This is a genomic window from Prochlorococcus marinus str. MIT 9201 (genome assembly GCF_000759955.1).
In the GTDB taxonomy this organism is placed as follows: domain Bacteria; phylum Cyanobacteriota; class Cyanobacteriia; order PCC-6307; family Cyanobiaceae; genus Prochlorococcus_A; species Prochlorococcus_A marinus_G.
On record NZ_JNAL01000018.1, the window covers coordinates 143,349 to 161,999 of the forward strand.

General features: G+C 32.1%; 23 protein-coding genes. 14 read left to right on the top strand and 9 right to left on the bottom strand.

All coding sequences use genetic code 11. The features are described from left to right. Positions 1 to 8: 8 nt before the first annotated feature. Entirely contained in the window at positions 9 to 1,196 is a 1,188-nt protein-coding gene (locus tag EU95_RS00840) for an NAD(P)H-quinone oxidoreductase subunit H (protein ID WP_032522904.1), read from the bottom strand. A 38-nt stretch (positions 1,197 to 1,234) separates the two neighbouring features. On the opposite strand from EU95_RS00840, the gene rsmH reads away from it, so the two are divergent. Beyond that, entirely contained in the window at positions 1,235 to 2,137 is a 903-nt protein-coding gene (rsmH, locus tag EU95_RS00835) for a 16S rRNA (cytosine(1402)-N(4))-methyltransferase RsmH (RefSeq protein WP_032522905.1), read from the top strand. Positions 2,138 to 2,152: 15 nt separating this feature from the next. Here the strand turns inward: rsmH and EU95_RS00830 are convergent, their stop codons facing one another. Further along, the gene (locus EU95_RS00830; RefSeq protein WP_032522906.1) at positions 2,153 to 3,298 is read right to left on the bottom strand and encodes a cysteine desulfurase family protein; all 1,146 of its coding nucleotides are present in this window, start codon (positions 3,296 to 3,298) and stop codon (positions 2,153 to 2,155) included. Between the two features lie 59 nt (positions 3,299 to 3,357). Between EU95_RS00830 and EU95_RS00825 the strand changes: the two genes are divergently transcribed. Beyond that, positions 3,358 to 4,086 carry a response regulator transcription factor gene (locus EU95_RS00825; protein WP_032522907.1) on the top strand — a complete coding sequence of 243 codons (729 nt, stop codon included), beginning with the start codon at positions 3,358 to 3,360 and terminating at the stop codon, positions 4,084 to 4,086. 1 nt (position 4,087) lies between these two features. On the opposite strand, the gene bchM is transcribed toward EU95_RS00825, so the two are convergent. Next, a complete protein-coding gene (bchM, locus tag EU95_RS00820) occupies positions 4,088 to 4,789 on the bottom strand; it encodes a magnesium protoporphyrin IX methyltransferase (RefSeq protein WP_032522908.1) in 702 nt (233 codons plus the stop codon). 89 nt (positions 4,790 to 4,878) lie between these two features. Between bchM and purE the strand changes: the two genes are divergently transcribed. Beyond that, the gene (purE, locus tag EU95_RS00815; RefSeq protein ID WP_032522909.1) at positions 4,879 to 5,415 is read left to right on the top strand and encodes a 5-(carboxyamino)imidazole ribonucleotide mutase; all 537 of its coding nucleotides are present in this window, start codon (positions 4,879 to 4,881) and stop codon (positions 5,413 to 5,415) included. 15 nt (positions 5,416 to 5,430) lie between these two features. On the opposite strand, the gene cysC is transcribed toward purE, so the two are convergent. After that, a complete protein-coding gene (cysC, locus tag EU95_RS00810) occupies positions 5,431 to 6,054 on the bottom strand; it encodes an adenylyl-sulfate kinase (RefSeq protein WP_158462214.1) in 624 nt (207 codons plus the stop codon). Between the two features lie 42 nt (positions 6,055 to 6,096). Next, positions 6,097 to 6,408: a translation initiation factor SUI1 gene (locus tag EU95_RS00805; protein WP_032522911.1), complete on the bottom strand. Its 312-nt coding sequence runs from the start codon at positions 6,406 to 6,408 to the stop codon at positions 6,097 to 6,099. A 48-nt stretch (positions 6,409 to 6,456) separates the two neighbouring features. Between EU95_RS00805 and trpB the strand changes: the two genes are divergently transcribed. Then, on the top strand, positions 6,457 to 7,701 hold the full coding sequence (gene trpB / locus EU95_RS00800) for a tryptophan synthase subunit beta (protein ID WP_032522912.1): 1,245 nt from the start codon (positions 6,457 to 6,459) through the stop codon (positions 7,699 to 7,701). On the opposite strand, the gene EU95_RS00795 is transcribed toward trpB, so the two are convergent. Then, on the bottom strand, positions 7,702 to 8,052 hold the full coding sequence (locus tag EU95_RS00795) for a rhodanese-like domain-containing protein (RefSeq protein ID WP_032522913.1): 351 nt from the start codon (positions 8,050 to 8,052) through the stop codon (positions 7,702 to 7,704). It lies immediately after the preceding gene. An 89-nt stretch (positions 8,053 to 8,141) separates the two neighbouring features. Between EU95_RS00795 and EU95_RS00790 the strand changes: the two genes are divergently transcribed. The 9 genes from EU95_RS00790 (at position 8,142) to EU95_RS09495 (ending at position 15,383) form a co-directional block, all read left to right on the top strand. Next, positions 8,142 to 9,602 carry a hypothetical protein gene (locus EU95_RS00790; RefSeq protein ID WP_032522915.1) on the top strand — a complete coding sequence of 487 codons (1,461 nt, stop codon included), beginning with the start codon at positions 8,142 to 8,144 and terminating at the stop codon, positions 9,600 to 9,602. A 124-nt stretch (positions 9,603 to 9,726) separates the two neighbouring features. Further along, the gene (locus tag EU95_RS00785) at positions 9,727 to 10,872 is read left to right on the top strand and encodes a citrate synthase (RefSeq protein ID WP_032522916.1); all 1,146 of its coding nucleotides are present in this window, start codon (positions 9,727 to 9,729) and stop codon (positions 10,870 to 10,872) included. A 78-nt stretch (positions 10,873 to 10,950) separates the two neighbouring features. Further along, complete coding sequence (gene nuoH, locus EU95_RS00780; protein ID WP_011862205.1) at positions 10,951 to 12,069, top strand: NADH-quinone oxidoreductase subunit NuoH; 1,119 nt, start codon at positions 10,951 to 10,953, stop codon at positions 12,067 to 12,069. A gap of 68 nt (positions 12,070 to 12,137) precedes the next feature. Continuing rightward, a complete protein-coding gene (gene ndhI, locus EU95_RS00775) occupies positions 12,138 to 12,764 on the top strand; it encodes an NAD(P)H-quinone oxidoreductase subunit I (protein ID WP_032522917.1) in 627 nt (208 codons plus the stop codon). Positions 12,765 to 12,777: 13 nt separating this feature from the next. Beyond that, entirely contained in the window at positions 12,778 to 13,377 is a 600-nt protein-coding gene (locus EU95_RS00770) for an NADH-quinone oxidoreductase subunit J (protein WP_032522918.1), read from the top strand. An 18-nt stretch (positions 13,378 to 13,395) separates the two neighbouring features. Beyond that, positions 13,396 to 13,716 (top strand): NADH-quinone oxidoreductase subunit NuoK, encoded by a 321-nt coding sequence (nuoK, locus tag EU95_RS00765; RefSeq protein WP_032522919.1) that lies wholly within the window; start codon positions 13,396 to 13,398, stop codon positions 13,714 to 13,716. Between the two features lie 9 nt (positions 13,717 to 13,725). Further along, positions 13,726 to 14,637 (top strand): NAD(+) kinase, encoded by a 912-nt coding sequence (locus EU95_RS00760; protein WP_032522920.1) that lies wholly within the window; start codon positions 13,726 to 13,728, stop codon positions 14,635 to 14,637. Then, entirely contained in the window at positions 14,638 to 15,105 is a 468-nt protein-coding gene (locus tag EU95_RS00755) for a CYTH domain-containing protein (protein ID WP_032522921.1), read from the top strand. A 68-nt stretch (positions 15,106 to 15,173) separates the two neighbouring features. Beyond that, positions 15,174 to 15,383 carry a hypothetical protein gene (locus EU95_RS09495; RefSeq protein WP_241466745.1) on the top strand — a complete coding sequence of 70 codons (210 nt, stop codon included), beginning with the start codon at positions 15,174 to 15,176 and terminating at the stop codon, positions 15,381 to 15,383. Here the strand turns inward: EU95_RS09495 and EU95_RS00750 are convergent. Then, on the bottom strand, positions 15,346 to 15,624 hold the full coding sequence (locus EU95_RS00750) for a helix-turn-helix domain-containing protein (RefSeq protein ID WP_032522922.1): 279 nt from the start codon (positions 15,622 to 15,624) through the stop codon (positions 15,346 to 15,348). The two genes, EU95_RS09495 and EU95_RS00750, sit on opposite strands and share 38 nt — an antisense overlap. A 77-nt stretch (positions 15,625 to 15,701) precedes the next feature. On the opposite strand from EU95_RS00750, the gene EU95_RS00745 reads away from it, so the two are divergent. Beyond that, positions 15,702 to 16,592: a methylenetetrahydrofolate reductase gene (locus tag EU95_RS00745; protein WP_032522923.1), complete on the top strand. Its 891-nt coding sequence runs from the start codon at positions 15,702 to 15,704 to the stop codon at positions 16,590 to 16,592. On the opposite strand, the gene EU95_RS00740 is transcribed toward EU95_RS00745, so the two are convergent. Then, positions 16,576 to 17,754: a nucleotidyltransferase family protein gene (locus EU95_RS00740; RefSeq protein WP_032522925.1), complete on the bottom strand. Its 1,179-nt coding sequence runs from the start codon at positions 17,752 to 17,754 to the stop codon at positions 16,576 to 16,578. The two genes, EU95_RS00745 and EU95_RS00740, sit on opposite strands and share 17 nt — an antisense overlap. Positions 17,755 to 17,801: 47 nt before the next feature. Further along, entirely contained in the window at positions 17,802 to 18,623 is an 822-nt protein-coding gene (locus EU95_RS00735) for a segregation/condensation protein A (RefSeq protein WP_032522926.1), read from the bottom strand. Between the last annotated feature and the right edge of the window lie 28 nt (positions 18,624 to 18,651).

The following is an 18,651-nucleotide window of genomic DNA, read 5'->3' on the forward strand; positions in this document are numbered from 1 at the left end:
TTAAAGAACTATCTATCAACAGATCCCATAATGACATCTATTGAGCCAAGGATTGCCATAATATCGGCGATTTTGGCGCCTTTAAGAATATGAGGCAATATTTGAAGGTTATTTAAATCAGCTGCTCTGATTTTAAATCTCCATGGAGTAACTTCATTATTCCCTTGAATAAATACACCTATTTCTCCTTTACCGGACTCTAATCTTGTATACAATTCTCCGTTGGGAATTTTAAAAGTTGGAGCAACCTTCTTAGCTACATATTGATAGTCAATACCAAATATTTCACTCTTCTTATCTTCAGTCGCCATTCTTTGAGCTTCTAAATTTTCTGTTGGACCTCCTGGAATCATTTTGCAGGCTTGACGAATGATATTAAGTGATTGTCTCATCTCTTCAACTCTTACTCGATATCTCGCGTAACAATCTCCTTCTTTTTCTGAAGCAATCTGCCAATCAAAGTCGTCATAACATTCATAACTATCTACTTTTCTTAAATCCCAGGAAACTCCAGAAGCTCTTAGCATTGGGCCAGACAAGGACCAATTAATTGCCTGTTCTCTTTGTATTGTTCCGAGACCTTCAATTCTTTTTCTAAAAATTGGATTATTTGTGATTAATTTTTCATATTCATCTATCTTGGGACCGAACCAATCGCAAAAATCTATACATTTTTCTAACCATCCATATGGGAGATCACATGCGACTCCACCTATCCTAAAAAAATTATTATTTATTAGCCTTTGTCCAGTAGCAGCTTCCCAAAGATCATAAATCATTTCTCTTTCTCTAAAAATGTAGAAAAATGGAGTTTGAGCCCCTACGTCTGCTAAAAAGGGACCAAGCCATAAAAGATGATTAGCAATACGATTAAGTTCCAGCATTAGAACTCTGATGTAACTAGCTCTTTTAGGAACAGGAATATTAGCTAATCTTTCAGGAGCATTTACTACAATAGCTTCATAAAACATTCCTGCTGCATAATCCATTCTGCTTACATAAGGGACATACATTACATTTGTCCTATTTTCAGCTATCTTTTCCATTCCCCTATGTAAATATCCAATTACTGGCTCGCAATCAATGACATTCTCGCCGTCAAGAGTTACAACTAACCTTAAAACCCCATGCATTGAGGGATGATGAGGGCCAAAATTGACCACCATTGGTTCTGTTCTAGTCTCTAGCTGAGCCATTCAAAATTTAACTTCTAAATAAATCTTAGTCGAAAGTTATGCAAACTGACCTATCTGATTCATCTTTTTTCAATCATAAATCAGTTATGACAGATGAGATTATGACCTCATTAGAGCATTACCCATTAATACATGACAACCAACTTAAAGGAATAGACGCAACTTTAGGCGGAGGCGGGCACTCTTATCATTTATTGAGAAAATATTCGGATTTAAATATAATTGGCCTTGATCAAGATCCATTCGCAAGAAAATCAGCATCAAAAAAACTTGATGAATTTAAAAATAGGATTGAAATAAAGGCTTCAAATTTTGCAGATTTTGTACCAAAAGAAAAAGTTTCGTTTGTGATTGCAGATCTTGGAGTAAATAGTAACCAAATTGATAACCCTGAAAGAGGATTTAGTTTCCAAAAAGATGGTCCACTTGATATGCGCATGAATCCTTTGCTTGAGGTTGATGCAGAGAAATTAATTGAGGCTTTAAATGAAAAAGATCTTGCAAACCTAATTTATAAATATGGAGATGAAAGATTATCAAGAAAGATTGCTAGGAAAATAAAAATGGATTTAAAGGAAAATGGTAAATATTCTGGGACAAAAGAGTTAGCTTATTCTATTGCCGGCTGCTTCCCACCAAAACAAAGATATAAAAAAATACACCCAGCAACAAGAACCTTTCAAGCACTAAGAATTGCCGTTAATAAAGAAATTGAAGTACTAGAAAAATTTTTGCAAGTTGTCCCTGAATGGCTACTGCCGGGCGGCATTATTTCTATTATTAGTTTTCATTCACTGGAGGATAGGTTAGTTAAAAATTCTTTTAAGAATGATCAAAGACTAAAAAACCTTACAAAAAAGCCAATAACGCCTTCCGAAAAAGAAGTCGAACTTAATAAAAGAGCTAGAAGTGGAAAATTAAGAATTGCTCAATTAAATTAAAGTTCCTATAATTTTTTATCGTAATGATTTGATCGTATTTGTAAGAATATGAATTGCTTGTTTTATATCATTTGAATTAGTGCTTAATCCAATACTTAACCTTATTGAAGATTCTGCTTCTTTAAAAGATCTACCTAAGGCTAGTAAAACATGAGATGGTTCCCCATTACTGCATGCAGATCCACTAGAACAAATTATTTTAGATTTTAAAAGTTTATGAAACTTTGCTCCGTTCAAATCCAATATAGTCAAATTCAAATTATGAGGTAATCTTTTTTCTATGGAGCCATTAATTAATAAACCAGAATTATTTTCTAACAAACCCTCTAAAAGGGTATTTCTATGCAAAAGTAATTTTTCAGCATTATTTTTTTGATTAAAAACTGCTATTTCTATTGCTTTAGCGAAGCCAACTACTAAAGGAAGAGGTAATGTACCAGACCTGAAACCATATTCCTGACCTCCTCCAACAATTAAAGGCTCAAGAATAATTTCCTCATCAATTAAAAGAAGTCCTATCCCTTTAGGACCATATATTTTGTGAGAACTTATCGTTATCATATTTACATCTGACAAAAGATTGTCTAACTCGATATAACCTAAACATTGTGCGAAATCAGAGTGAAAGGTTATTCCTCTCGATTTACATATCTTTGAAATATTCTCTATAGGCTGAATAACGCCTATTTCGTTATTTGCCAGCATAACACTTACCATAAATGTATCTTCTCTTATATTTTTTTTGAATAGTTCTTCTGAAATTAAGCCATCTTTATCAGGATTAATTTCTGTAATAATAAATCCCTCTTTTTTAAGTTGTTTAAGGGGCTCTAAAACAGCTTTATGCTCCGTTCTTAAGGTAATAATATGTCCATAATTTCCTGTTTTTTTTTGGTAATTTCTAGCAAAACCTAATAAGGCTAAGTTATTAGATTCTGTTGCCCCACTTGTAAAAATAACTTTTTTATTTTTAAGATATAAATTTTGTTCTATTTTTTCTCTTGAGGATTCCAAAATAGCGCTTGCGTTAATACCCGCCAAATTAGACTTACTTGCAGGATTAGAAAAAATCTCACTCCAAAAGGGTTTCATAGAATCAACAACATCTTTAGAGCAAGGAGTCGAAGATTGATAATCTAGTAGTATGGGAGTTGATTGCATTATATTTAGTATATAAAATTCTCTTAAGTACTAGAAAATCAAATTTAAGAATTTAAAAAATGAAAGAAATTAATCAAATAAATAATGAACCGGAAAGAAAATCAAGAATTTTATTAGTTGATGATGAGCCTGGTTTAAGAACAGCTGTTAAAACATTTCTAGAAGATGAAGGCTTTGAAATATTTATTGCAGTTGATGGAGAGGATGGTTGGGAAAAAGCTCAAACAGTTTTTCCCGATTTGATTATTAGCGATATTATGATGCCCAGAGCTAACGGTTATGCTTTATTAGAAAAAATTAGAGAGGATGAAAAATTAGGAGGAACTCCAGTTATTTTTCTAACTGCAAAAGGAATGACCCTAGACAGAACAGAAGGTTATCTTGCAGGAGTTGATGATTATATCTCCAAACCTTTCGACCCTGATGAATTAGCTGCGAGAGTTAAAAATGTAATCAACAGACAAGAACGATTACTGAAAGAAGCAGCACGATTCGCAGATATTGATGTAAGCAAAATGGCAAGGCAAATTACTGAAATAAAATCTATGCTCACAGACCAAAATCCGACTGATTCAGAAAATAAAATAAATATCCCTAGTTTTACTCCTAGAGAAGCAAGTGTACTTCAACTAGTAGCAGAAGGTCTGATGAACAAGGAAATTGCAAGACAGCTTGAAACTTCTATTAGAAATGTTGAAAAATATGTAAGTAGGCTTTTTATCAAGACAGGGACATCGAGCCGAACCGAATTAGTCCGTTATGCACTTGAAAATCAATTAGTAAAATAAATTATTTAATTTTTTCGAATTCAATTAGTTTTGAAAAATAAAAAGGCGCTTGATTTAATTTATTTTTAACCACCTTAAATCCTCTTGCTTTTGCGGCATTAATAATGCCATTTTCTTTTAATGTATAGGCCCTTGTTGTTTTACTTGGCCCAGGAAATAATTTCCCAATATTTTTTAAAACAGCAAGAATTGGAGTATATGGAGCAAAGCTGACGATAAGTTTTTCTTTACTTAAATCACATAGATGTTGGACCATTTCTTCTGCAACTGGTTGGGGATAATGAATAAACACATCCAAACAAACTACAACATCAAATAAACCTTTTAATTTTTCCAAGTCACACACTTCATATTTGATTTTTCCTTGGTTCAAACCTAATTCATTAATTCGTTTCTTTGTTTCTTTAATCATTTCAGAAGAAATATCGCTTACCTGTAATTTTTTTATACCTAGTCTAAGTAATGGTATGGATAGACTTCCAACACCGCATCCTGCATCACAATAACTTTTTTTTGTTAGTTCAGGATAATTTTTTATGTATGAGACTACATCATCTACAGTTTTTTGATGTCCTTTCCTAATATTTTTCTGAACTGTGTTAATTTCTTCAGATTTGCTATAAATTTTATTCCATCTCTCAAAGCCAGTGCCATTAAAATACTCCCTAACTTCACTTTTTTCGATAATCTTATTTGACGTCATAATATTCTATGAAAATTTATTCTTTTTATATTAACTAACTGGCGCCAAATTAATTGCACGCCATTATGGGAAAGAATTGATTTGTTATTTTGTCAGAATTGAATCCTAAAGATATTTATAAAATCGCTGTCGCAATGGGTAGTGATTCAGATCTAAAAGCATTGAAACCTGCTGTAGATATTTTAAGAGAATTTGGAATAAAATCTGAAGTTTGTATACTTTCTGCCCATCGAACACCTAGTGAAATGATGGAATATGCAAAAAATGCAGAATCAGAAAACATAAAAGTAATAATTGCCGGTGCTGGTGGTGCTGCTCATCTTCCAGGTATGTTGGCATCACTAACTTGCATTCCTGTCATTGGGGTACCAGTAGAAAGTAAGACACTTAAGGGGATTGACTCACTTCTATCAATAGTTCAAATGCCCGCTGGAATACCAGTAGCAACAGTTGCAATTAATGGAGGTCAAAATGCTGGATTATTAGCAATAGAGATGATCAGTTTATTTGATGAATCCATAAAGGAAAAGTTAAAAAAATTCAGAGAAAATCTCCATAAACAGGTAAGAACTAAAAATAGTAAGTTATCAACTATTGGAGTTGACAATTATCTTCAAAATAAATGAACTAATATTTTTCAATTAGCCCTTTTTAAGAAAGTTTTCTTTTTTGAGGAAGTTAATAACTATTTCAACTGAATCATTTAAATCCAAAGAACCTGTATCAACTACAATTTCTGGATTATGAGGTGCTTCATATGGACTAGAAATCCCTGTAAAATTATTAATTTCTCCCAAACGAGCTTTCTTATAAAGACCTTTAGTATCCCTATTTTCGCAAACCTTGATATCTGCAGCGCAATAAACTTCAATAAAATCTTTAGATCCAATAATTTTTCTCACCTTATCTCTATCGCTAAGAAATGGTGAAACGAATGCTGTAATAGTTATTATCCCAGCATTCATAAATAAATTCGCAACTTCTCCAATCCTTCTTATATTTTCTTCTCTATCTTCATCCGAAAACCCAAGATCTTTGCATAAACCGTGTCTAATATTGTCTCCATCCAGCACATAAGTTGAAAAACCATCTAAGTGTAAAACTTCATTTAAAGCGTTGGCCAAAGTACTCTTCCCAGAGCCTGATAAACCTGTAAACCAGATAACCATTCCTTTATGACCTCTCATTTTCTCTAATTTTTCTCTATTAATAGTTAAATTGTGCCACTTTATATTGGTTGACTTTGTATGCTCTTGTTCTTTCATTTTTTGATTCATCAAAATTAAAAACCTATCCTAACCCTTGTTTCATAAATTATGAAATCCCTCTTTACGAAGAAACTCAATTGATTTCAATACCATATCACCTTGTAACTGAATATTACTATCAATTAATGTTCCTCCAGTTCCACAAAAAACTTTAATTTTTTTTAGCAATTCTTTTAATAACATTTCATCCTCAGTTCCTAAACCTTTTATTAAAGTTATCGTTTTGCCCTTTTTACCTTTTTTTTGTTTTGAAATATTTATTTTTGAGCTTTTATTAAAATTATCCACCTTAGATGTTTCTTCAGATTTTTTTTCTTGATTATCAAATTCGATCCAATTCTTTTTTCCCATTATTTTTAATATAATCTATAGTTAGTTAATACTTATTCTATAGAAAAAGTGGTAAGTACATTTTCTCGCCAAGATCAAAACTATAATAACGATGATTTAAATCTACCTTCCAAAGATGGAAGGTTTGGAAAGTATGGTGGTCAATATGTTCCTGAAACGCTAATGCCTGCTCTTTTTGAGCTTGAAACAGCCGCATCAAATGCATGGAAAGATAAACTTTTTGTAAACGAATTAAATCATCTACTTAAGACTTATGTAGGAAGAGAAACACCACTTTATGAAGCCAAAAGACTTACTGAACATTACAAAACTAAACAAGCAACTCCAAAAATATGGCTTAAAAGAGAAGATTTAAACCATACTGGCGCTCACAAAATTAATAATGCCCTTGGACAAGCTTTATTAGCAATAAGGATGGGCAAAAAAAGAATTATTGCAGAAACTGGAGCAGGTCAGCATGGAGTTGCTACGGCTACTGTTTGTGCGAGATTTGGCTTGAAATGTATTATCTATATGGGTGCTGAGGACATAAAAAGACAATCCCTTAACGTCTTCAGAATGAAACTTCTAGGAGCTGAAGTTAAAGTTGTAAATTCAGGCACTGCAACACTTAAGGATGCTACTAGTGAAGCCATTAGAGATTGGGTTTCTAATGTCGAAACCACTCACTACATTTTAGGATCTGTTGCAGGCCCACACCCTTTCCCAAAGATTGTGAGAGATTTTCATGCAGTTATAGGAGAAGAAACTAAAAAACAATGCATTGAATCGTTTGGATCATTACCCGATATTTTACTTGCTTGTGTAGGAGGGGGGTCAAATGCAATGGGCCTTTTCCACCCTTTCGTTAAAAATACATCTGTAAGACTTATTGGTGTTGAAGCAGCAGGAAGCGGAGTTGATACTGACAAACATGCTGCAACCATTACCAAAGGATCAGTAGGAATTTTGCATGGATCAATGAGTCTTCTTCTACAAGATAATAATGGTCAAGTACAAGAAGCGCACTCAATAAGTGCAGGTTTAGATTACCCAGGCGTAGGACCTGAACATAGCCATTTAAAAGATATAGGTAGAGCAGAATATGGATCAGTAACAGATCAAGAAGCTTTAGATGCTTTGAAACTTGTTAGTGAACTTGAAGGAATTATACCAGCACTTGAAACTTCACACGCCTTTGCTTGGCTAGATAAACTATGCCCTACTCTTGAAAAAGATACTCATATAGTCATTAATTGCTCTGGGAGAGGGGACAAAGATGTTAATACTGTTGCATCTTCATTAGATATTTAATTAATACCTAGGAATTGATGGGTCAATATATCTACTCCATCCATCAATACCCTCCTCCAAATTCCATATTTCGCTCACAATATTATTATCTAAGCACCACTGGCAAAAATTATAACTTCTTATTCCTGCATGACAGGTAACAACAATTTCCCTATCTTTTAAGCCATTAAATATTTCTTTAACATATTCAGATGTGACTTTACTAACTGGCACATGTAAGAATTCTTTTGAGAAGCAAGCTATTTCAAGCTCTGAATGTTCCCTTACATCAATCAATACTGGATCTTCTCTCTCAGAATCAAACCAATCATTAAGAACAGAAGCATTTATAGATTTTGGATAATTTCCCAATTGAGAGAATAAATTATGTGTTATTTACAATTTAATAAATTAAGTTGCAGTGGGAAATTTATTGTTAAAAATAAAAATAAACATTGATAATGAAACTTAGAATATTAGCAATAATACTATTAGTATCTTTATTAATTTTTGTTGGTTTTAAAAAAGTTTCTGCAAATAAAAATAAGAAGCAAAATACAAATATTGAGCAACTAAATATCTTAAAATATATACCTGAAAACAATAAATTATTATTTATTTCAAATTTGGAAAGTTTCAATTTTGTAAACAATAATGAAAAATATAACAATCCAAAAAATCATGATAACTTTGTTTTAATAAAGGATTCTATATTAGATTACTTAGGTATAGATCTAGGCAACAATACATTTGAAGATATTTATAATAATGAACTTATAGTCTCAACTTTTGAGAATGATAAAAAGCTTAAAGATGATATATTGATAGTTTTTAAAATTAAGCCAGAAAAGACAATAGATGATTTATTAAATTTACCTAATAAAATTGATCAGGTTGATGAGATAGTTTCAATTAATAGAGAAAATAAAATAAATTTTCTTAACTTTATATATCAGACTAAAGATAATTATATAGTTGCTGCATCAGATAAAAAATTAATCAAAAATAGTATTACCTCTAGTGATAATTTTAAGAAAAAAAAATTTCAATATGAGGGAGAACTTTTTGGACTAAAAAACGAAAAAAATATTTTAATCACAAATAAATTTAGGGAAAGTAAGTTTTTTAATAAAGAAATATTTACTGAGAATAATGAGGATTTTATAGCTACAACATTTGACTTAAAAAATAATCATTTAATTTTAAAATCATATTTACTAAATAATAAAAAAAATATTGATATTCTTACTTACGATAAGCTATTAAATAAAGAGAATCAGAATGAAGATAATCATGAAGTTTCAATTTTTTGTGATCTAAGAAATTTTGAGAAATATCTAAAACCTTTAATCAATGATTATGAACTCAGTTTTTTTGAAGATTTTAATCAAAATCTCAATCAAGACATCTTAATTCTCAATTCAAAAAAAGATTGGCTTATTACATTTGAAAAAAATACTGAAGATCAATTTAATTTAAGTGCTTTTAAAAAACTAAAAGATTTCAACAAATATACTTTGAAACAAAATGAAGATATTTACTCAATTTATTCCAAAGATATTCTTGAAGAAAAAGACGATTTGATAAAAGAATTAACTTATGAAAATATCTATTCAATAGAATCGGGAGATTTACAAATCATAAGTAATCATTTAATTAATGGTAAAAAACTAGAAACAATCTCGAAGAAATTTTTTAACCTTAAAAGTAATAAAGATAAATCAACTTTTCTTTATGCAAAAGTTGATATCAAAGATAGAAATTCCAATAAAGTTGAATATTTTTCTGAGTTGGAAGATCTTAATTTTCTTATTAAAAATACTTTAAAAATATCAAATGAACAATCTCTAGAAATCATAAGACAATCTATTCCTGAAAAAAATCCAATTCTTTATACAGAAACAAATTTAAAAATCCTTTAACAAAGTTATTCAAATAAGCGTCAAACACGATCAATTTAAATTTTCTTGAAGTTAGTAACTTGTGGTTAATTAAAAATTATTTGACTATCTTTAATCTATAAGTATTTGATATTGAATTAAGAAATTGGTTAACAACAAAATAATTTTAAAACCAGGATTAGAGGGCGTCCCAGTTACTAATTCTTCTATCTGTGATATTGACGGTAACAAAGGTAAATTATTATATAGAGGTTACTCCATCGAAGAACTATCAAAAAAAAGCAGTTTTTTAGAAACTGCTTATTTATTGATTTGGGGTGAATTGCCAACAGCTATTCAACTTAGAGATTTCGAACAAGAAGTTCAGATGCATCGAAGGTTAAGTTTTAGAGTCAGAGATATGATGAAATGTTTCCCTGCGACAGGTCATCCTATGGATGCTCTGCAATCTAGTGCGGCTTCTTTGGGGCTCTTTTATTCACGTAGAGCAATAGATGATCCTAATTACATCTACAACGCAGTGATAAGACTAATAGCAAAAATACCCACAATGATTGCTGCGTTTCAGCTTATTAGAAAAGGACAAGACCCAATTCAACCTAGAGATGATTTAACTTACTCATCAAATTTTCTTTACATGCTGACTGAAAAAGAACAAGATCCTATAGCTGCAAAAGTTTTTGATAGGTGTTTAATCCTACATGCCGAACATAGTTTAAATGCCAGTACATTTAGCGCAAGAGTGACTGCAAGTACTCTTACAGACCCATATGCTGTCATCGCCTCTGCGGTAGGAACCCTTGCAGGCCCACTGCATGGAGGAGCAAATGAGGATGTGATTGCAATGTTAGAAGAGATTAAAATCCCAGAAAATGCTGGGTCTTTTTTAGATAATGCAATAAAAAATAAAAGTAAGATAATGGGCTTCGGTCACAGAGAATATAAAGTCAAAGATCCAAGAGCAATAATTCTTCAAAAACTGGCAGAAGAGCTTTTTATTAGATTTGGAGCAGATGAAATGTATGAAGTTGCCAAATCACTTGAGGCAGAAGCCATACCAAGACTTGGACCTAAGGGTATATTCCCTAACGTGGACTTTTATTCTGGTCTTGTTTATAGAAAACTTGGTATTCCTCGTGATTTATTTACTCCAATTTTTGCCATATCTAGAGTGGCTGGTTGGTTAGCTCATTGGAGAGAGCAACTTGGAGCAAATAGAATTTTCAGACCATCGCAAATCTATACAGGTTCAGAACCAAGAGATTGGATTAGCCTAGAAAATAGAGAATAATATTTGCAGCTTTTCAAAAAAAAAACGCACATATTGTTTGTGAAGAGTTAATCTATTAAGTAAATAACAAAAAAAATTTTGGAATACGGATTAGATCTCGAATATAGCTTTAATGAATTCTTAAAAGGTTTTGGCCTCTCCAGTGAAATCGCTCATATAATTTGGCTCCCTCTACCTATGCTTTTGGTTTTGGTAGCGGCAGTTGTTGGCGTTTTAGTAACAGTTTGGCTTGAAAGAAAAATATCTGCTGCTGCTCAACAAAGAATAGGGCCTGAATATGCAGGAGCGCTTGGCGTCCTCCAACCAATTGCAGATGGTCTTAAGCTGCTTGTCAAAGAGGATATTATTCCTGCGAAAGCGGATGGAATTCTTTTCACTGCAGGACCTATATTAGTTCTTGTGCCAGTGATTCTCTCATGGCTAATTGTCCCTTTTGGACAAAACCTTTTAATAAGTAATGTTGGTATTGGAATTTTCCTATGGATCGCTTTAAGTAGTATCCAGCCAATTGGACTTCTTATGAGCGGATATGCATCAAATAATAAGTATTCATTATTAGGAGGTTTAAGAGCTGCAGCTCAATCAATAAGTTATGAAATACCCTTAGCTTTATCTGTCCTGGCTATTGTACTAATGACGAATTCCCTTAGTACTATTGATATTGTTAACCAGCAAAGTGGTGCTGGAATACTAAGCTGGAATATATGGAGACAACCAGTTGGTTTTATAGTCTTTTGGATTTGTGCACTAGCAGAATGTGAGAGACTTCCATTTGACTTACCGGAAGCTGAAGAAGAATTAGTTGCAGGATATCAAACTGAATATGCTGGCATGAAATTCGCACTGTTCTACCTTGGTAGTTACATTAATTTAATTCTTTCAGCATTATTAGTATCAATCCTTTATTTAGGAGGATGGGGTTTTCCTATTCCAGTTGAATTAATAGCTAAGTTTCTCAATTTACCAATTAATGCACCCTTGATTCAGGTCTTCACTGCATCAATAGGCATTGTAATGACTGTTTTAAAAGCATATCTTTTAGTTTTCATTGCAATTTTATTACGTTGGACAACTCCTAGAGTAAGAATAGATCAACTTTTAGATCTAGGATGGAAGTTTCTCCTTCCAATTTCTCTTGCTAATCTTTTGATAACTGCAGGATTAAAACTTGCTTTTCCGCAATTCTTTGGTGGTTAAATTTAAGTAAAAATACTTAAATTTAAAATTATTCCACTAAAATAAAATAACTAAGTAAATTCTTCAAAATGAACAATTTCCTTCAACAAATAAACAGCTATATCAAGGAAGCATTTAATGCTGGCAAATATTTATACAATGGTATATCTGTAACTTTTGATCATCTTCGAAGAAGACCAGTTACTGTTCAATATCCATATGAAAAATTAATACCCTCTGAAAGATATAGAGGAAGAATACATTATGAATTCGATAAATGTATTGCTTGTGAAGTTTGTGTGAGAGTATGCCCCATAAATTTACCAGTAGTAGATTGGGTAATGAATAAAGAAACCAAAAAAAAGGAACTTAGAAATTATTCAATTGATTTTGGAGTTTGTATATTTTGCGGAAATTGTGTTGAATACTGCCCAACTAATTGTCTATCAATGACCGAAGAATATGAATTAGCTACTTTCGACAGACACAATTTAAACTTCGATAATGTTGCACTAGGTAGACTACCTACAAACGTGACGACAGATCCATCAGTTAAAACTCTAAGAGAACTTGCCTATCTCCCCAAAGGTATCATGGACCCTCATGAAATCCCAGCTTCAGATTCTAGAGTTGGTAAATTACCTGAGGAAGTTTATGATTGGATGAGGCCTGAATCTAACGAAAATAATGATAAAGTTACTAATCCAACTAATTAATTCCTATTAATTTATGTCCATCGCAATAACGACTCAATTTATTTGTTTTACAGTTCTAACTTTAGTTGTCATTATTGGAGCGCTCGGTGTTGTATTGCTCGAAAGTATTGTTTATTCAGCCTTTCTGCTCGGGGGAGTTTTCATGAGTGTGGCAGGATTATATCTTCTTTTAAATGCAAGTTTTGTTGCTGCAGCACAAGTTTTAGTTTACGTAGGTGCAGTTAATGTATTAATAATTTTTGCAATAATGCTAGTGAATAAAAAAGAAGATTTAAAACCTATAGGTGACATTAAATCGAGAAGAATCATATCAACATCGATATGTTTAACCCTACTAAGCCTTCTAATAAGAGTTGACTTGACCAATGTATGGAGCTTATCAAGTCCTCAAAACTCTATTGGTGAAGAATCAACTATTAGGATTGGTGAGCATCTATTTAGTGATTATTTACTCCCATTTGAAGTAGCTTCAGTTTTACTCTTAATGGCAATGATTGGGGCTATTGTTTTAGCTAGAAGAGATGTATTAAGTAAAGATATTTCGACAGGACTCCCTGTTGATCAAGAGTTAATTGAAAAATCATCAGAACCATTACTTACAAATAAAAATTAACCTTTAGAATTTCTTATTATGAATTTAGAATCAATTCCTCTTCAAGCTTTTTTGATAGTATCTTCGGCACTATTTTGCATTGGTATTTGGGGGTTATTAAATAGCAGAAATGCAGTTAGAGTTCTTATGAGCATTGAATTAATGCTCAATGCGGTAAATATAAACTTGATGGCGTTTTCTTCCTATATTGATAATAATTTAATTCAGGGACAAGTTTTTGCGATTTTTGTGATTACTGTTGCTGCAGCAGAAGCAGCCGTTGGACTAGCTATATTATTATCTCTTTACAGAAATAGAGTGACCGTAGATATGGAAAGTTTTAATTTATTAAAATGGTAAAAGCATTAAATGAAACTTTCATTAGTGCTAATTGTATATCGTTCAGATAGTTCTTTAGCTCTAGAGGCTTCAAAATTCTGTGAAGAAGTTCTTAAAGCTAAAAACATTAAATCAAACAGGATTGAAAGTGATTTTCATGAAGATGAAATTGAAAAATATCTTTGTAGTTCAGAATCACAACCAGACATTGGAATAGTACTTGGTGGGGATGGAACCTTCCTGAAATGTGCAAATGCATTAGCTGATTATGATATTCCTTTATTAAGCATAAATATTGGTGGCAATTTAGGGTTTTTGACTCAAGAGAAAGATTTTTTATTTGACAAATCTTTTATTGAAATCCTTGTAAACGAAGAATATATAATTGATTTTCGTAATAGATTAAATTGTACTGTTTGTACTAGTGGAACAAGTCCAGAGAAAAAAATTATAAAAAGCTATGACGCTTTAAATGATTTTTATTTTAAATCTGTTGAAGAAGATATTTCTCCCACCAACCAAATACAAATTAAAATAGATTATGAGAAGGTGAATGAATATAAAGGGGATGGACTAATTATATCTACATCTACTGGCTCAACTGCATACTCAATGGCTGCAGGTGGTCCAATAGTTCACCCTAGTGTAGATGCAATGATAATTAACCCTATATGCCCAATGAGTTTAGCAAGTAGACCGATCGTTATTCCTAATACAAGTAAGGTAATCATTAAACCAGTCAAAAAAAGTAAAGGCGAAATTAAATTATGGAAAGACGGTGCAAAATGTATGACCATTAAGGAAAACTATTATTGTGAGATCAAAAAAGCGCAATCACCCTGCAAAATAATAAGGTTTAAAAAGAGTACTAGCTATTACAATACTTTAATAAAGAAACTAGATTGGAAAGGAGATTTATCACTTAAAAATCCAAAAAATTAAATGGCCCTTGAAATAGAAAGACGTTTTCTTATAAAAAATGATAATTGGAAAAAATTCATTACTAACAAAATTTTTATTGAACAAGGATACTTATCAAAAACTATAGATGATTGGATTATTAGGATAAGGTTTACCGGCAAAGATTTTAAAATTACATTAAAAAAACATATCGAAAGCTTTACAAACTTTGAATTTGAATACTCCATCCCACAAAAAGATGGAAAAATAATAATGTCAAATCTTTCAAATACAATTAAAAAAGAAAGATTTTTTTTAGAAATTGAAAAAAAGTCTTGGATTATAGATTGCTTTAAAGAAAATAATTATCCACTTGAAATTGCCGAAATTGAATTATCCAGTGAAGATGAAGATTTAAGTCTCCCATCATTCATATCAAAAGAAATAACTGGAATGAAACATTATTCTAATTTCAGCCTTGCTAACAAACCTTTTTCAGAGTGGAAGTAAAAGTATTAGACATATCTCAAAAATAACTAGTCAAAAGAACCACTAATCCTTTATATTTTCTTTATATTTTGGTAATAGATTTTTTTCTTCAAATGTATGGTCTTTACGACAAGGAAGGAATATTGAGATTCGTTGATTCAGACAAAGATGCTTGCATAGCATATGCTGAACTCTTCGAATTAAATGCAACTAATTATTGTTTAATGGATTTAGCTAACGATACAAAAAAAGTAACAGTTTCTAATCTTGATCAGACTCTGGAAGGGAGCAACAATTAAATCCATCTCTACAAATTTTTCCATTATCCATTGCCCAATTTAATAGTGCTACTCTATTTTTTGAACCTGTTTTTGTAAACATATTACTTACATGATTATCGACAGTTCTTTTACTGATAGTAAGTTTTACTGCAATTTCTTGATTTGTGAGCCCATCAGCTACTAGATCAATGATTTCCATCTCTCTTGCTGAGAGACCCATCATATCAATGTTGTTTACTTCTTCATCAACCATTTGCATTTAAACAGTTCCTTTTTTATATTAATTAAGTTTAGCAGTCCCAATACACTTGTTAACCAAGTAGGAAACAAACGCAATTGAAATCAAAACTTCAGCAGACTTTAGAAAAGAAGTCCAAAGTAATAACAGCAGAGTTAATGCCGCCAAGAGGTGGAGACCCCTTAAGATCTCTTAAGATAGCACAACTTTTGAAAGAGAAGGTACATGCTGTTAACATAACCGACGGAAGTAGGGCTGTAATGAGAATGTGCAGCTTGGCAATGTCCAAACTACTACTGGAAAATGGATTAGAACCAGTGATGCAAATATCTTGCAGAGATCGTAATAAAATTGCTTTACAATCAGACATTCTCGGGGCAAATGCTTTAGGAATAAGAAACATTTTATGCATAACCGGTGATTCTGTAAAAGCAGGGGATCAACAAAACGCTAAGGCAGTTCACGAGTTTGAGTCAGTTAAATTACTTCAACAAATTCAAGCCTTCAATAATGGTATTGATCCTACTTTTGGAGAACTTTCTGATGAAAAAACATATATATTTTCAGGAGCTGCAGCTGATCCAAATTGCAGAAATAAAAGAAGTTTAGAGAATAGAATTAGAAAGAAAAAAGAAGCTGGAGCTGGATTTATACAAACTCAAATGGTTATGGAAAAAGAAAATTTGATAGAGTTTTGTGAAAAAATTAGCAATCCTCTTGAAATTCCTGTTATAGCAGGCGTATTCCTATTAAAGTCTTACAAAAACGCTCTCTTTATAAACAAATACGTTCCAGGAGCAAACATCCCTGAAAAAATCTTAAATCGTCTTAAAGATGCTAAAGACCCATTACAAGAAGGTATAAAAATTGCAGCTGAACAAGCTCATGATTTTATTAATATCGCAAATGGTGTTCATCTAATGGCCGTAAAAGCAGAGCATTTGATTCCTGAAATTATTGAAAAAGCTGGTCTTAGTCTGGAATATTAATCAAATCAGTACCTAATAATTCTGCCATAGCTTTTTGCTGAGGCGATGGCTCAGTCAAATCAGATCTTCTTGAATCTGCTATTAACCAATCTAGAGATGCATCTTGCAAATCAAAATGATCTCCATTTTTGCCAACACAATATTTACCAAAAACTAACTTATCCATAAGTCTTACACCTTTACCGATTTTTGAATAATCAAAAATAATTGAGTTATCTATAGTTGCTCCCTCGCAAATGCAACAACTTGGTCCAATCATGGAAGGTCCAATAATAGTTGCTCCATCCTCTATCCTAGTCATGCCTCCTATGTAAACCGGCCCGGTAATATTAACCTTTTCCCAGTTAGCCGCTACATTCAAACCGGTATATACTCCTGGTTTTATTTCTTTACCTGGTATTTGCACTTGTCTTACCTTACCTTGCAATACATTTCTAATAGCACTCCAATAATCAGGAACTTTTCCAATATCTACCCATTCAAAATCCATTGGTAATGCAAAAAATGGTAACTCCATTTCAACAAGTTTCGGGAAAAGATCAGCTCCAATATCAAATTTCTCTGCTGAAGGTATGTAATTAAAAATTTCGGGCTCGAAAAGATAAATTCCTGTATTTATAGAGTCACTTAAAGCTTGATCAACTGTTGGCTTTTCCTGAAAAGCCTTTATTCGACCATTCTCATCAGAAACAACGACACCGTAACTTGATACTTGATCTCTAGTTACCTTCTTTGTTATTAAGCTCGCTATAGCCCCTTTCTGCTTATGTTTCTTAACAGCTTGAGTTAAATCTAAATCAACTAAAGCATCACCACATAAAACAACAAAAGTTTCATCAAAGAAATTTTGAAAATCTTGAATTTTTTTTAATCCTCCTGCTGAACCTAAAGCGTCCCCTATTAATTCCCCATCTTCAATTCTTCCTTCAAAACTATATGCTATTTCCACGCCAAATCTTTGCCCATCCCTAAAATAATTTTCAATTTCTTCAGCCAGATGAGAAACATTTACCATTATTTCCTTAAAGTTATGTTCTCTTAAAAGTTCCAAGAGAAACTCCATAACAGGTTTTTGCAAAATCGGGATCATCGGTTTCGGAATAACATGAGTAATAGGCTGCACACGTGTGCCTTTACCTGCCGCAAGTATCATTGCCTTCATAAATTCAAAACCATTTTTTAAAATTATACGTTACTACTAATAAGCTCCTATGCAGCAGATGAAGAGGTATTACTTACCTCAAGATTTTCTATAGGCAATTGAGCTAAACCTCCATCAGGAATTATTCTTTTAATTTGAATTGGGCCGTATAAAGAATGAATTTGTTTGATTTCAATTTTGTTTTCAGATGATAAAAATAACAATGCCCAAAAAACTCCCAGACGATCTTTATCTAAATCATTTTTTACGACTGTTTGCCATTGCTTAACTAGATATTCAAAATCTGTCCACTGTAATGCTTTTTCCCACCCATCAATAAATTTACCTAAGGCTTGAGTCGTTTCCGGAAGTTTCTCACGATGTGCTAGAGATTTAACTTGAGAAATCAAAGCCTTATCAGAATATTTTTTATTTCTTTTTCTCTTCATGAGCAAAAGATCTTGAGTTTCAATAATTTCAGCGATAGATTCTAATTGACTCACCAATTCTCCTAAGGTTGTTGTACGCTGAAGAATAGGTTGTGCTATCGATCTTCTCCGTAGATATTTTTCAGGATATTTTGGAATATCAAATTCTTGATCAATCCAATCTTGATCATCCAAATCGAAATTATCTTCAAAGTCTGAAGAGTTTTCTTTAAAAATGTCAGATTCTAAAACTTGAGCCTTTAAATTAACTAATACGGAAGCGGCAAAAAATGCTTCGCTTGTCTCAGATAAATCCTTATGATAAGAACTTTTAAGATTTGATTTGCTTCCGAAAGATTGTGAATATTGCTCTAAAAAACTATCAATTACACTTATTACATCAATATCCCATGGATCAAGATCACCTTTACCCGCGGCGTCTTGAAGAAACTTAATCAACAATCTAGGCCCTAATTGTTGTCCATGAATA

Bases quoted from the DNA above. Each gene is read 5' to 3' on its own strand.
- cysC (WP_158462214.1), bottom strand. From the start codon at position 6,054: ATGAAAGAACAAGAGCATACAAAGTCAACCAATATAAAGTGGCACAAT.
- EU95_RS00760 (WP_032522920.1), top strand. From the start codon at position 13,726: ATGAAACTTTCATTAGTGCTAATTGTATATCGTTCAGATAGTTCTTTA.
- ndhI (WP_032522917.1), top strand. From the start codon at position 12,138: ATGAACAATTTCCTTCAACAAATAAACAGCTATATCAAGGAAGCATTT.
- EU95_RS00750 (WP_032522922.1), bottom strand. From the start codon at position 15,624: ATGCAAATGGTTGATGAAGAAGTAAACAACATTGATATGATGGGTCTC.
- EU95_RS00825 (WP_032522907.1), top strand. From the start codon at position 3,358: ATGAAAGAAATTAATCAAATAAATAATGAACCGGAAAGAAAATCAAGA.
- nuoK (WP_032522919.1), top strand. From the start codon at position 13,396: ATGAATTTAGAATCAATTCCTCTTCAAGCTTTTTTGATAGTATCTTCG.
- EU95_RS00840 (WP_032522904.1), bottom strand. From the start codon at position 1,196: ATGGCTCAGCTAGAGACTAGAACAGAACCAATGGTGGTCAATTTTGGC.
- EU95_RS00790 (WP_032522915.1), top strand. From the start codon at position 8,142: ATGAAACTTAGAATATTAGCAATAATACTATTAGTATCTTTATTAATT.
- bchM (WP_032522908.1), bottom strand. From the start codon at position 4,789: ATGACGTCAAATAAGATTATCGAAAAAAGTGAAGTTAGGGAGTATTTT.
- EU95_RS00770 (WP_032522918.1), top strand. From the start codon at position 12,778: ATGTCCATCGCAATAACGACTCAATTTATTTGTTTTACAGTTCTAACT.
- EU95_RS00755 (WP_032522921.1), top strand. From the start codon at position 14,638: ATGGCCCTTGAAATAGAAAGACGTTTTCTTATAAAAAATGATAATTGG.
- EU95_RS00805 (WP_032522911.1), bottom strand. From the start codon at position 6,408: ATGGGAAAAAAGAATTGGATCGAATTTGATAATCAAGAAAAAAAATCT.
- EU95_RS00830 (WP_032522906.1), bottom strand. From the start codon at position 3,298: ATGCAATCAACTCCCATACTACTAGATTATCAATCTTCGACTCCTTGC.
- EU95_RS00740 (WP_032522925.1), bottom strand. From the start codon at position 17,754: ATGAAGGCAATGATACTTGCGGCAGGTAAAGGCACACGTGTGCAGCCT.
- rsmH (WP_032522905.1), top strand. From the start codon at position 1,235: ATGCAAACTGACCTATCTGATTCATCTTTTTTCAATCATAAATCAGTT.